This window comes from Aminobacter sp. P4_H6_2 (assembly GCF_056400805.1).
This window is the reverse complement of the sequence record NZ_JBFUKO010000102.1, coordinates 1-12,442: the sequence shown is the minus strand read 5'-3', so window position 1 is coordinate 12,442 and position 12,442 is coordinate 1. Positions and strand designations below refer to the sequence as shown.

Genomic DNA, 12,442 nt, shown 5'->3' with positions numbered 1-12,442 from the left:
CGCCAAGCAGGCGGCCGTATTTGTCGCGCTCCCAGCCATTACAGATCACCTGGCGCCCAGCGACAAGTTTCGACAGCGCCTCGCGCGAACGGCGGCCGCAAGGATACTCGGTGCCGTCCTTCCTGCAAATCTGGGAGTACTCCGGCGCATCGATGCCACGCAAACGGATGCGTTCGGCTCCCAATGTAATCGAATCGCCGTCGTTGATGACTGCTGCACCCTGGGCCTTGCGTGTCTCCACCCTGTCGAGGCGCGCCGATACGAGTATGAGGGTTCCGAGTATCGCGGCGGTCAGCGCATAATCCAGGAACTTGCGCCAAAGGCTGCGCGGGCGCCTGAAATACCGCTGTCGCGGCCTGCCCGACCACGAACGGCTCATATGGCAAACAATCCCTTAATCATTCGGTCGTAGCGTGCAGACTTAAGGTAAGTGCGCGCGAAAATCGAATTATCACATGCCGTTGCAACGCTCTAACACGGCGGACAAGATCATTGTGGACCGCAGGAAACGCCATCGCAACAGCGATGTCGCGCGTGCTGTGCGCAAGACACGTGATCAGCTTGCGCAACAACCTGGCGGACTGGTCTTCGATCGCGAACTGCTGAAGCTCCATGCCGGCTCGATCAGGGCTCATTCAGCCACGCTCCCATTGTTGATCGTCATCTTTGCCGGCATCGGCCTGCTGCTCGGCGCCGAAAGCGACTTCCTCACCTGGGCGTTCGTCGCCATCTTGGGTTATGGCGGCCTGGCGTTGCTTGCCCGTCGTGCCGACGAGGCAACGCCGGCTGCCATGAGCCCGTCAGCCATGCGCCGCAACTTCCTCGTCGGCCATTTCGTTACCGGCCTTGCCTGGGCCTATCTGACCGTGATGACATGTGCTGCCTGCGAACCGCATCTGTTTTCGATCTTGAAGGGCGTATTCCTGCTTGGCGCCATGGCCGCTACAGCGATCGTGGCATCTTCGCTGCGCGGCGCGCTGACCGCGACCTTCCTCGTTCCCGTCGCTGCCTATGCCGCCTTTGGCGTCAGGCTATCCGAGCCGCTCGGCATGATCATGGTAGCCTTGCTGGTGGTTGCCCTTCCCTTCTTTTCCCAGGTCGCCAAGATCAAGAACCGCTCGGCGCTGATGCTGATGTCGTTCCGCTCCGAGATGGACGCACTGATCGCCGAACTGGAAACGGCCAAATCCATGTCCGACGAAGCACGCCGACGCGCCGAAGACGCCAACCTAGCCAAGTCGCGCTTTCTCGCAACCATGAGCCACGAGCTGCGCACGCCGCTCAATGCCATCCTCGGATTCTCCGAGGTGATGGCTGGCGAAGTGCTCGGGCCCATCAACAGCCCGACCTACCGCGAATATTCCCGCGACATCCACGATTCAGGCCAGCATCTGCTCGATCTGATCAACGAGATCCTCGACCTGTCGCGCATCGAAGCTGGCCGCTACCAGCTCAACGAGGAGCCGTTGGCGCTGCGTTCGGTGGTCGAGGATTGCTGCCACATGATGGAACTCAAGGCGCGCAACAAGGATTTGCGGATCGTCGAGGAATTCGAGCCCGCACTGCCACGCCTGCTTGGCGATGAGCGCGCCATCCGCCAGGTCACGCTGAACCTGTTGTCCAACGCCATCAAGTTTTCGCCCACCGGCGGCGAAATCCGCGTTCGCGTCGGCTGGACCGCCGGCGGTGGACAATACATCTCGGTCAAGGACAATGGCCCCGGCATCCCGGCCGAGGAAATCCCGGTCGTGCTGTCGGCTTTCGGCCAAGGCTCGATTGCCATCAAGAGCGCCGAGCAAGGCACGGGGCTTGGCCTGCCCATCGTGCAGGGCCTGCTTTCGCTCCATGGCGGCGAATTCGAACTGCGTTCGAAGCTCCGCGAAGGCACCGAGGCCATCGCCATCTTCCCTGCGGCGCGCGTGATCGACGGCCTGCCGAAGTTGGAACCTCGCAGCGCCGCCAGCGCATGACCCCGAACGGAAGGTCCGCGTTTCAGGCGACCGCTGCTGCCATCCCCGAGCTGATCTGGGCCGCAGTCTTGACGAGGCCGGCCGCCAGCCCCGCCCCCACCGCTTCACCATGGTCGATGCCAAGGCCTAGCAGAGGCCTTGCGCCGAGTTTGGCGAGCAAGCGGGCATGGCCGGRCTCGGTCGAGACATGTGAGAACATGCAGTGGTCCAGCGCTGCCGGATCAACGGCATAAAGCACGGCGGCTGCGGCGGACGTGGCAAAACCGTCGAGCAGCACGGGGATCTTTTCCATGCGTGCAGCAAGGATCGCACCGGCAATGGCGGCGAATTCACGGCCACCGACACGGCGCAGCACCTCGAACGGGTCCTTGAGGTGTGGACCATGCAGAGCCAGTGCGCGGTCAACCATTTCGGCCTTGCGCGCTTGCATTGCAGCATCCGCACCGGAGCCGGGCCCGACCCAATCCGCGCCTTTGCCACCAAACAATGCGGCGCAAAGCGCCGCCGCAACGGTGGTGTTGGCGACACCGAGGTCGCCGATGCAAAACAGATCGGTTCCCCCAGCAATAGCCTCCATGCCAAAAGCCATGGTGGCAGCACAGCCGCGTTCGTCGAGCGCGGGCTCGAGTGTGATGTCGGCGGTCGGCAGATGCAGTGCCAGATCAAGCACTTTCAAGCCGAGATCGTTGGCAAGACAGATCTGGTTGATCGCAGCGCCGCCGGCCGCGCACAGCTCGACCCGTCGGGCCGTCGCTTCCATCGGCCTTGGCGACACGCCCTGGGCAGCCACGCCATGATTTCCGGCGAAGATGGCGACCATCGGCTTGAGCACCGAAGGCGGCGCGCGTCCGGACCAGCGCGCCAGCCAGGCAGCAATATCTTCGATGCGGCCAAGCGAGCCTTTTGGCTTGTCGGCTTTGGCAAACAGAGCCCACACCTTGCCGGCCTGAGCCACATCGCCCTCGGGCAGATGCGCAAACAGATTGCGGAAATCGTCAAAGGGAAGAGCGCTGGTCATGAGGGGCTACCTGCTGTTCGTCATCGTCACGCGCGGCATAGCCGCCTGAGCGCGCGAAAACAATCGCGACAAAGCGCTCGTGGAAAGGGAGCACGTTGATGTGACGTCGCGGGAAAGCGCTTGCAATGACGCACAGGCTACATCATCTGTGATTGGCCCAGTGTATACATCGGCGCAAAGCATAGCTGCCACGGACGACGTGATGACCGCCATTGAATCTCCCTGCATCATGCTGTGTTCGCTCGACGATACGACGGGCTATTGCTTTGGCTGCGGGCGCACGCGCGAGGAAATCGGTGCCTGGCTTGGCATGACACCGGAGAGACGCCGTGCCGTGATGGCCACCTTGCCCGCACGTCTGGAAACCATCGAGCGCAAGCCGCGCCGTGAAACCCGCCGTTCGCGCATGGCCCGCGAAAACGCGTCCAACTGAGGATATCCAGCAGACATGAGCCGCCTTTACTGGGTCGTCACAGCCTTGCTCGGCGGCGGACTGCTGCTTTTGCTGTTCAACCACTCCTCTGGAGAAACCCTTGGTCTCAACAATGACAGCTTCGGACAGCTGATCTATGCTGGCGCGCTAGCCCTTGTCATCGGTGCTGGCGTTTTGCGTCGCGGAACGCGCCTGGGCGATACCTTGCGTAGCCTCGCGCTGTGGGTGCTGATCGTGCTCGTGTTTGTCGCCGGCTATCAGTATCGCTACGAATTGCAGGATATCGCCAGCCGCGTGACCGCCGGCCTGGTGCCGGGCAGCCCGATGTCTGCGCTGGATGGCGACGGCCGCGCCACTGTCACCCTCGACAAGCTGCCCAACGGGCATTTCGGCGCGCGCATGCAGATCAACGGCGCGACCATCCAGGCCATGGTCGACACCGGCGCCACGAGTACTGTGCTGACCATGGCCGACGCCCGCAAGGCTGGCTTCGATCCTGAAAACCTGGGCTTCACCATTCCCGTCTCGACCGCCAACGGTATCGCGCACGCAGCGCGCATTACAGCAGGCAGCGTCCAGCTTGGTGCCATCGAGCGCAAGAACTTGCCCATGCTCGTCGCCGATCATGGGCTTGAGCAGAGCCTGCTTGGCATGAACTTCATCGGCTCGCTGTCGGGCTTCGAAGTGCGCGGCGACCGGATGATTTTGCGCGACTAGTGCTACGCTGCTTCGCTGGCGCGGCTCATGTCGACAGCGGCGAAGGCATCCCGCAGGACCTGAGGCCCCGCCCCTGGCTTGTTGGCTTCGGTCGACAGGATCTGCCGAAAACGACGCGCGCCTGCCAGGCCATGGAACAACCCGACCATATGGCGCGTGACATGGCCGAGACGGCCACCGGCCGCGATATGCCGACCGGCATAATCCGCCATGGCCTCAATCAAGGCTGCATGGTCAAAGTCTTCAGCCGCCTCGCCGCGCAACATCGCATCGACGCCAGCCAGAACGCTTGGCGTGTGGTAGGCAGCACGGCCGAGCATCACGCCGTCGACCCTTTCAAGATGCGCGCGCGTTTCATCCAGCGTCTGAATACCGCCGTTTATGCCTATGAAGCGATGAGGCATTCTGGCTTTGAGGTGATAGACGCGACCGTAGTCGAGCGGCGGGATATCACGGTTTTCCTTGGGGCTCAGCCCCTCCAGCCAGGCTTTTCGCGCGTGCACCCAAAGCGCGTCTGCACCGGCCGCGAAGACAGCGTCGGCAAGCGTATCAAGCGCTGTTTCGGGATCCTGGTCGTCGACACCAATGCGGCATTTCACCGTGACCGGAATCTTGACAGCGCCCTTCATTGCCGCAACGCCCTCCGCCACCAGATCCGGCGTCTTCATCAAGCAGGCGCCGAAGGTACCCGACTGAACACGATCCGAAGGGCAGCCGACATTGAGATTGATTTCGTCGTAGCCGAAATCCGCGCCGATGCGGGCGGCCTCGGCGAGCTTGACCGGATCGGATCCGCCAAGCTGCAAGGCGACCGGATGCTCGCAATCGTCAAAACCCAAAAGCCGCTCGCGCGCCCCATGGATGACGGCATCTGCCACCACCATCTCGGTATAGAGCAGCGAATCCCGGGTGATCTGCCTGTGAAAATAGCGGCAGCACCGGTCAGTCCAGTCCATCATGGGTGCGACGGCGAGTATTTGGGCGCCGTTGGCGTAGAGCTTGGTCATGGGGTCTTCGAATTTGTGCAAGGGCTGAGGTGGCCTTCAGATAAGGCCGCTCCCTAGCACGACAAGGCTTCCAAGGCCAAATCGGCCGACAGCAAACGCCGGACGAAGCCAGCCGAACTTTCCGAAGGACACTCCGCCCACGCGTCCTACCATCGCGGGACTATGGATCAACGCGAGAAAAAATCAGCGCAGAATGTCGGACAGGCTTTCCGGCCTCTGACCGGTTCGCGCCAGATCCAGACCGGACAACAGGTCAACCAAGTGGCTGTTCATGAGCTCCGCCGCTGTCGCCGGCTCGCCGGCCTCGATTGCGTCGACCAGAGCGTGGTGGGCGTGACACTCGCAGGTGGTGTCGCGCCGCTTCCAGTAGAGCGCGATGATAAGTGAGGAGTGCGAAACGAGATCGCGCACAAACCCCGTCAGGATGGAATGGTCGGCGATTTCGGCGACACCAACATGGAAGCGTGCCGACAACATGATCGCGTCACTGTCACGACCGGCATGCAGTGCCTCGTGCTCCTTTTCGAGATGCCGGCGCAGGAGATGAACGTCTTTCGGCTTGGCCACTTCCGCGGCAAGTGCAGCCACTTTCGGCTCGATCAGCGCCCTCGCCTCAAATACCTCGCGCGCCTCCTTGGGTGAGGGCTGAGCGACGAAGGCGCCGCGGTTGGGCTCCAGCCGGGCCAATCGGTCATGTGCGAGCGCCTGCAGTGCCGCGCGAATGACGGTGCGGCTGACAGAATAGATTGCCGCCAACTCATCCTCCGGCAGCTTCGTGCCGGGAGCGAGACGGTGGCCGACAATGGCGTCCCTCAACCCGTGATAGATGGGTGACCAGCGCGCGGCCGGTTTGTCGCTATCGTTTTCCGGGCGAAGGGCGGTCAACATATTCATTACTTCTGGCAAGCTCTCCGTTTGTCGCTCGCCGTTGTTGGGATACGGTCGAACTTCGCACGGAATCTCACATTGCGCGCCGGGCGGTCAATCCCTCCCCAACCTTAAGCGCCTATGCCGGGCGATTGCGAGGCGTAGATTCCAGCGTAGCGCTTGACGAGCGGCATGGCGTAGGCACCGACCTTGGACGTCTTGAGGCCGAGCGAGGACAGGCTCTCGGCAAGCTTGACCGCGCAGGCCACGCCATCGAGCACCGGCACTCCATGGTCGCGCGCGAGATCGGACGCCAGATCGGTCATGCCGGCACAGCCAAGCACGATCGCTTCCGCCTTGTCTTCGGCGATCGCCCTGGCGATCTCGTCCGAGATCTTGCGGTGGGCTTCCGAACCCGGCAATTCGAGGTCGAGCACGGCGACGTCAGATGCTCTCACCTTGGCGCAGCGCGAGGCCAGCCCGTATTTCACCAGGTTGTGTTCGATCGCCGGCACCGAACGCGCGAGCGTTGTGACAACGCTGAACTTGCCAGCGATCAGGGTGGCGAAATGGAATGCGGCTTCGCCGATGCCGATCACCGGAACATCGACCGCACAGCGCGCCGCATCAAGACCAGTGTCGTCGAAGCAGGCGATGACATAGGCATCAACCCCCTTGGATTTGGTCATTTCGGCGAGCATGCCGGGCACAACGAAGACCTCGTCGAAATAGCCTTCGATGCTGGGTGGACCGTCCTTCGGGTTGACGGCGATGATCTCAGTTCCGACTGACGCAACGAACTCCGCGGCCTTGCCGATCTTGTCGGTCATAGAGGCCGTCGTATTGGGATTTATCACGAGGATTCGCATGTGATCCCGCCTAGGATTCGACGCCGAGATAAAGATTCCTGACCCGCTCGTCGTTCAGCATCTCGGCTGAATTGCCGCTGAGCGCCACCTTGCCGGTGGTCAGCGCATAAGCGCGTTGCGAGATGCGCAGCGCCATCCGCGAGTTCTGTTCGACAAGAAGTACGCTGACTTTCTCGTCGCGATTGATCGCAACGATGGAGCGCGCGATGTCTTGCACCAGCTTGGGCGCGACGCCGAGCGACGGCTCGTCGAGAAGCAGCAGGCGCGGCCGGGCCATCAGCGCCCGGCCGATCACCAACATCTGCTGCTCGCCACCGCTCATCGTTCCGGCCTGCTGCGAATAGCGCTCCTTGAGACGGGGAAATCGCGTCAGCACCTTGTCAATGCTTTGCTGAACCTCGGCCTTGTCGGTTCGGGTGAAGGCGCCCATCAGCAAATTGTCGCGAACAGTCATGTAGGAGAAGACACGACGCCCTTCGGGCACCATGGAAATGCCCATGCGCACGATCTCGTCAGGTGCCGCGCCATCGATGCGCTTGCCGTGGTAGCGGATTTCGCCCTTGTGGACCTTCTTGAGGCCGGTGATGGCGCGAAGGATCGAAGTCTTGCCGGCCCCGTTGGCGCCGATCAGCGCTACTGTCTCGCCCTCGCGGACTTCCAGCGACACCCCCTTCAGCGCATAGACGTGGTCGTAGTAGAGTTCGACATCATCGAATTTGAGCAGCGGCTCCATGGCTACATTCCGATCGATTCATCTTCGGCGCCGAGATAGGCTTCGATCACCTTGGGGTCCCTCTGGATTTCGGCCGGCGTGCCTTCGGCGATCTTCTGGCCGAAATTGAGCACGACGATGCGGTCGGAGATGTTCATCACCGCGGCCATGTCATGTTCGACCAAAAGCACGGTGATGCCGCGCGCACGCAGCTTTCGCACCATCTCGACCGCGCGCTTGGTCTCGTCATGGTTCATGCCGGCGAACGGTTCGTCGAGCAGGATCACCGACGGGTTCGTGGCCAGTCCGATGGCGATGCCGAGCGCCCTGAGGTGGCCGTGGGGCAAGGTACTGGCGACCTCGTTACGCATCGGCGCGAGGCCGAGGAAAACGAGGATCTCGTCCGCCGATTTGCCGAACGCTTCCAGATCCTGGCGGGCGGCACTGCTGCCGAGATAAAAACCTGCGAGGCTGGCGCGCGAGCGCAGGTGATGGGCGGTCACGACATTGTCGCGCACGGTCATGCTCTTGAAGATCGTGGTTTCCTGGAAGGTGCGCACCACGCCTTTACGGGCTGCGATATGCGGCGCGAGCCCCGAGATCCGTTCGCCCTTGAAACGCACTTCGCCGTCGGTCGGCCGAAGGAATGAGGCAATCAGCTTGAAAAGCGTCGACTTGCCGGCACCGTTCGGTCCGATCACAGACAGGATTTCGCGTTCGCCCACAGCAAACGATACATCGTTGACCGCAACGAGGCCGCCGAAACGCTTGGTAAGCCCGGAGATTTCGAGAATGTCGGCCATGGCCTCAGACGCTCCTCTTGGCCGGCAGGGTCAGGCTGAGCAGGCCATTGGGTAGGACCAGAATGAGCGCGATCAGCACCGTCGAGAAGATCAGGAGCTGGTATTCCCCGGTCTGGAACAGCATGTCCCAGCCGAAATATAGGACGAAGGTTCCGAGCATCGGTCCGAGCACATAGCCCAGCCCGCCGAGGAAGCAGTTGAGCATAAAGTTGACGGAGTCGGCGACGGTGAAGCTCGATGGGTAGATCGACTGCGAGATCGAGGCGAACATCGCTCCACCGACGCCGCCCAGGAAGGACGAGATGGCATAGGCGACAACGCGAAGATAGGCGATGTTGACGCCGATCGAAGACGCGAGTTCCTCGTTTTGCTGAAGCGACTGGCAGAGCTGGCCGATGCGCGAATGGACGAGCCGATAAAGCCCGGCGAAGCACAGGGCCATCAAGAGCACGGCGACGATGTAGAAGGCGAGCCGCGGATTGGCGAGCGTGGCGAAATCCGGAACCAGCGTGATGCCGAAAAGGCTGATGCCGGCCGGCAAGGGTATGCTGACGATGCCCTTGGCGCCGTTGGTGATGGGCAATGCGAGGGCCAGCAGGCGGGCAACCTCGGTCAGCACCAGCGACACCATCGCGAAATAGACACCGCGCAGCCGCAGGATCGGCAAGCCGATGAGCACGCTTGCCGCGGCACAGAACAGCCCGGCAATCGGCAGCGTGAGCCAGAAGGACACGCCATAGTTCATGACCAGGATTGCCGATACATAACCGCCCATCAGCGCATAGGCGCCCTGGCCGATATTGATGCGGCCGATGTAGAAAGTGACCCAAACGCCTGCACTGATGATGCTGAGAAGTGCTACCGAGGTCAGCGTGTAATAAAGATCGCTGCGACCTGTGGCGTTGATGAAAAGCGGCACGCCAACGAGGAGCACAGCCAGGAACAGGACTGCCGAGACGATCTTGGTGGTCGGGGCTCTCGTCATCGCGTCAACCCCACGGCTTGCCCATCAGCCCGTTGGGGCGGATGCTGAGGAAGACCATCAAAAGCGCGAAGATGACGAGATAGGTGACGTCGCCATATTCACGCAGCACGGTGAGACCAACCGATTCCATCATGCCCAAGATGAAGCCGCCGGCGATGGCGCCACCAACGACGCCGGCGCCACCGATCATCACCATCAGGAAGGCCTTGATCGAGATCGGGCCGCCGATGCCTGAGTTGATGCCGGTGATGCTGACCAGCAGCCCGCCGACGATGCCCGCAAGCATCGCTCCGAGCGCAAAGCCGAGCATCGAATAGCGGTTTACATTCACCCCCATCAGTTGCGCGGCGATGCGGTCCTGCGCCAGCGCACGCATGGCGCGGCCGGGCCTGCTGTATTGCATGTAGAGCATGAAAGCGGCGATCATCAGGATAGCGACCACGCCGACGACCATGCGGTCGTAGGGCATGATCAAACCGTCGGAAACAAAGACACCGCTGACGATCTTGGGCACGCCGCGCTGCTTTTCGCCGAACAGGAGCAGGATGACGGCATCGAGGAAGAATGCGGTGGCTGCCGCGAGTAGCATCGTGCTTTCTTCACGCTTGCTGCGTCTTATCACCGTGCGAAAGAGAAACTTCTCCATCAACGCGCCGATGATCGCGAGTGTCACGCCCGAACAGATCAGCGCAACGGCGAAGGGCAGCTTGAGCTGGCCGTAGATCGAATATGTGACGAAACCGCCCAACACATACATCTGCCCATGGGCGAAGTTGAGTACGTTCATCAGCGCAAAGATCAACGTCAGACCGAGCGCGATCAATGCGTATTGGGCACCGAGATAGAGCCCGTTGGCGATCACCTGTTCCATGACGGCAAATCCGGTCGGCAAGAGGTCCGGGATTGGACCCGAACCTCGGTTGAAGCGCTGCGTCGAACGTCAGTCCACTTCGCCGACGAACAGCGTCTTGAACGCGCCGTTCTCGAACTCCGTCACCACCATCGGCACCGAAACCTGGCGCTTCTGGCCAAAGGAAGTCGTGCCGACATATTTCAGTGTGCCGTCCTTGGCGTAAGGATTGGGCGCCGAGAACGTGTCCATGGTCTTCTTGAACTCGTCGACATTGTCGATCGCCTTGGGGTTCGCCTTCAGCGTTTCGATGATGTATTCGAGCGCATAGACCTTGGTGTTGGACTCGTCGTTGTATTCGCCGAACTTCTTGGTGTAGCGGTCGATGAATTCGTCCATCAACGGCGTTCGGATTTCGGGCGTGGAAGCACCGCCGACCGAGATGAAGCCGTTGGCCAGTTCACCCGCACCTTCCTGCAGCACGCCCGCATCCTGTGCCGTCTCAGCCGAGATCAGGCCTTCATAACCGAGTTCGCGCGCCGCGCGGATGAGCAGCGGCGCATTGGCCGGAGCGACCCCCGAAAGCACGAGCAGGTCCGGCTTCAACTGCACGATCGGCGTCAGCACCGGCGTAAAATCGCGCGTATCGTTCTGGTAGGTGTCGGTCTCGGCAACGACGTCGAGGCCGAGCGCCTTGGCAGCGGCGACGCCACCGTCACGCTGGCTGAGCGGGTCGGACTCATTGGCGGCGATGAAGGCGATCTTCTTCACCCCCTTCTTTTCCATCAGATATTTGTAGATCGCCGGGCCGGACTGGTAGTTGGCGACCATGCCAAGTACGGCGTTGGAAGCGGGCGGCACATAGAGCGATTTCGGGAAGGCATAGGGGAAATAGATGATCCCCTTGGATTCCGCCACCGGGCGGACAGCGGCCGCGCCGTCGTCGACATTCGGGCCCACGACATAGTGGATACCTTCCTGGGCCATCTTTTCCATGCCGGCGATGGCGCGCTTGGGGTCCTTCTGGTCATCGAAGGTGACGATATTGATGTTGTAGGTGTCAGCACCAATTTTCACGCCGCCGGTTTCATTAAGCCAATCCGCGCGTGTCTGCATCGAGCGCACGTTGGATGTGCCCCAGGCCGCGGCGGGGCCGCTGGTCACGCCGACGAAGCCGATCTTGAGTTCCTTGTTTGCAGCCTGGGCCGAAAAACTGGTTCCGGTTGCAATTGCCAATACCGAGACGGCGCCAAGCGCCAACGATTTCAATGTCGAGCGTCTGTTGATCATGTCACTCCCCATTTTTGGCATCCGGCGCGGTGTTCCCTGTTTTCTGCGGCTCGGATGACGCAAGGGAAGCCTAAAATACACGCTTGTCAACATATGCCTTTAGTTTTGTATACAAAATTATGGCGGCAAGCGGCCGGTCCTGCGAGCCGGCCTGGTATCACGATCGTCTCCCAAGGCTATTGGCGGTTTTCGGGTCCGCCGCTCGATTCCGACACTATGCCGCCGCTCCGCAACGCGGGCCGTTCAACTGGCACCATCCCTGTTTCCGCAAGGGGTTTTACAATCCGAGGTAGCGGTCTGAATTGATCAGCGGGACGCGACGCTCAAGCGCTTCCACTACGAAAAACCATGAACAACTGCCCAGGCATCTCGTCGACTTCGTCAGGCTACAGCTTCGGCCGTAGACCCAAGGCCTGACGCCCTACCGGACCCAAACACGGGGTCGAACCGATGCCTCCCGTGAGACTCAATCTGGCCGCGCTTCACATGCGCGTGATAGCGAACATAGACGAATACCGCATGCCCGATGAGACCCTTAGGGCACTGGATACCCTTGAACAAAATCATACCGGTCTCGTCGCGCCAGCGAATGTGAGATTGAAACACCGAAGCCAAATTCGATCCGGATCGACATCTGCACTTGCTGACATAGCCTTGCACGCGCATATAAATTGGCGATCCACTTGGCAGAACGATCATTATTTTGGATATTTCTTGGTCGTTTAATACTTTTACATTCGTCAATTATTTCGCTGTGACCAAACAGGCGGACGTGATACGTTCCAAAGCTTGTTTGTGTGTCTCAGGGTGCCAACAAGGGGGGAGCATAATGCCCCGCCATTCCTCGCATAGCCCATGCGCTATGATCGTCATAGGAAACCACGCACTCGCAAGAACTTCTATCGTCAGGCTCCTCAAAGC

The 12,442-nt window shown here is 61.1% G+C and carries 13 protein-coding genes; 3 read left to right on the top strand and 10 right to left on the bottom strand.

Annotation, left to right across the window (positions count from 1 at the left end; translation table 11 throughout):
- The coding region (locus AC1DUU_RS10800) for a thermonuclease family protein (RefSeq protein WP_476783417.1) at window positions 1-379 on the bottom strand (379 nt) is incomplete at its 3' end.
- Window positions 380-455: 76 nt separating this feature from the next.
- On the opposite strand from AC1DUU_RS10800, the gene AC1DUU_RS10795 reads away from it, so the two are divergent.
- The gene (locus tag AC1DUU_RS10795) at window positions 456-1,970 is read left to right on the top strand and encodes a sensor histidine kinase (protein WP_476783416.1); all 1,515 of its coding nucleotides are present in this window, start codon (window positions 456-458) and stop codon (window positions 1,968-1,970) included.
- A gap of 22 nt (window positions 1,971-1,992) precedes the next feature.
- Here the strand turns inward: AC1DUU_RS10795 and AC1DUU_RS10790 are convergent, their stop codons facing one another.
- Window positions 1,993-2,988 carry a nicotinate-nucleotide--dimethylbenzimidazole phosphoribosyltransferase gene (locus tag AC1DUU_RS10790; protein WP_476783415.1) on the bottom strand — a complete coding sequence of 332 codons (996 nt, stop codon included), beginning with the start codon at window positions 2,986-2,988 and terminating at the stop codon, window positions 1,993-1,995.
- Window positions 2,989-3,190: 202 nt separating this feature from the next.
- Between AC1DUU_RS10790 and AC1DUU_RS10785 the strand changes: the two genes are divergently transcribed.
- Together AC1DUU_RS10785 and AC1DUU_RS10780 are read left to right on the top strand one after the other, a co-directional pair.
- Window positions 3,191-3,421 carry a DUF1289 domain-containing protein gene (locus tag AC1DUU_RS10785; protein WP_476783414.1) on the top strand — a complete coding sequence of 77 codons (231 nt, stop codon included), beginning with the start codon at window positions 3,191-3,193 and terminating at the stop codon, window positions 3,419-3,421.
- Between the two features lie 15 nt (window positions 3,422-3,436).
- Complete coding sequence (locus AC1DUU_RS10780; protein ID WP_476783413.1) at window positions 3,437-4,138, top strand: TIGR02281 family clan AA aspartic protease; 702 nt, start codon at window positions 3,437-3,439, stop codon at window positions 4,136-4,138.
- 2 nt (window positions 4,139-4,140) lie between these two features.
- Here the strand turns inward: AC1DUU_RS10780 and dusA are convergent, their stop codons facing one another.
- The 8 genes from dusA to AC1DUU_RS10740 all read right to left on the bottom strand — a co-directional run bounded on the left by dusA (window position 4,141) and on the right by AC1DUU_RS10740 (window position 11,521).
- Window positions 4,141-5,145 carry a tRNA dihydrouridine(20/20a) synthase DusA gene (gene dusA, locus AC1DUU_RS10775; RefSeq protein ID WP_476783412.1) on the bottom strand — a complete coding sequence of 335 codons (1,005 nt, stop codon included), beginning with the start codon at window positions 5,143-5,145 and terminating at the stop codon, window positions 4,141-4,143.
- A gap of 183 nt (window positions 5,146-5,328) precedes the next feature.
- Entirely contained in the window at window positions 5,329-6,033 is a 705-nt protein-coding gene (locus AC1DUU_RS10770) for a GntR family transcriptional regulator (protein ID WP_476783418.1), read from the bottom strand.
- 110 nt (window positions 6,034-6,143) lie between these two features.
- Window positions 6,144-6,881 carry an aspartate/glutamate racemase family protein gene (locus AC1DUU_RS10765; protein ID WP_476783411.1) on the bottom strand — a complete coding sequence of 246 codons (738 nt, stop codon included), beginning with the start codon at window positions 6,879-6,881 and terminating at the stop codon, window positions 6,144-6,146.
- A 10-nt stretch (window positions 6,882-6,891) separates the two neighbouring features.
- Entirely contained in the window at window positions 6,892-7,614 is a 723-nt protein-coding gene (locus AC1DUU_RS10760) for an ABC transporter ATP-binding protein (protein WP_476783410.1), read from the bottom strand.
- A gap of 2 nt (window positions 7,615-7,616) precedes the next feature.
- Complete coding sequence (locus AC1DUU_RS10755) at window positions 7,617-8,396, bottom strand: ABC transporter ATP-binding protein (protein ID WP_476783409.1); 780 nt, start codon at window positions 8,394-8,396, stop codon at window positions 7,617-7,619.
- 4 nt (window positions 8,397-8,400) lie between these two features.
- Window positions 8,401-9,381 carry a branched-chain amino acid ABC transporter permease gene (locus AC1DUU_RS10750; protein WP_476783408.1) on the bottom strand — a complete coding sequence of 327 codons (981 nt, stop codon included), beginning with the start codon at window positions 9,379-9,381 and terminating at the stop codon, window positions 8,401-8,403.
- Between the two features lie 4 nt (window positions 9,382-9,385).
- A complete protein-coding gene (locus AC1DUU_RS10745; RefSeq protein ID WP_476783407.1) occupies window positions 9,386-10,252 on the bottom strand; it encodes a branched-chain amino acid ABC transporter permease in 867 nt (288 codons plus the stop codon).
- A gap of 69 nt (window positions 10,253-10,321) precedes the next feature.
- Complete coding sequence (locus tag AC1DUU_RS10740; RefSeq protein WP_476783406.1) at window positions 10,322-11,521, bottom strand: ABC transporter substrate-binding protein; 1,200 nt, start codon at window positions 11,519-11,521, stop codon at window positions 10,322-10,324.
- Between the last annotated feature and the right edge of the window lie 921 nt (window positions 11,522-12,442).

Coding starts and splice junctions, on each gene's coding strand:
- AC1DUU_RS10795 (WP_476783416.1), top strand. CDS start 456: ATGCCGTTGCAACGCTCTAACACGGCGGACAAGATCATTGTGGACCGC.
- AC1DUU_RS10785 (WP_476783414.1), top strand. CDS start 3,191: ATGACCGCCATTGAATCTCCCTGCATCATGCTGTGTTCGCTCGACGAT.
- AC1DUU_RS10780 (WP_476783413.1), top strand. CDS start 3,437: ATGAGCCGCCTTTACTGGGTCGTCACAGCCTTGCTCGGCGGCGGACTG.
- dusA (WP_476783412.1), bottom strand. CDS start 5,145: ATGACCAAGCTCTACGCCAACGGCGCCCAAATACTCGCCGTCGCACCC.
- AC1DUU_RS10770 (WP_476783418.1), bottom strand. CDS start 6,033: ATGTTGACCGCCCTTCGCCCGGAAAACGATAGCGACAAACCGGCCGCG.
- AC1DUU_RS10765 (WP_476783411.1), bottom strand. CDS start 6,881: ATGCGAATCCTCGTGATAAATCCCAATACGACGGCCTCTATGACCGAC.
- AC1DUU_RS10760 (WP_476783410.1), bottom strand. CDS start 7,614: ATGGAGCCGCTGCTCAAATTCGATGATGTCGAACTCTACTACGACCAC.
- AC1DUU_RS10755 (WP_476783409.1), bottom strand. CDS start 8,396: ATGGCCGACATTCTCGAAATCTCCGGGCTTACCAAGCGTTTCGGCGGC.
- AC1DUU_RS10750 (WP_476783408.1), bottom strand. CDS start 9,381: ATGACGAGAGCCCCGACCACCAAGATCGTCTCGGCAGTCCTGTTCCTG.
- AC1DUU_RS10745 (WP_476783407.1), bottom strand. CDS start 10,252: ATGGAACAGGTGATCGCCAACGGGCTCTATCTCGGTGCCCAATACGCA.
- AC1DUU_RS10740 (WP_476783406.1), bottom strand. CDS start 11,521: ATGATCAACAGACGCTCGACATTGAAATCGTTGGCGCTTGGCGCCGTC.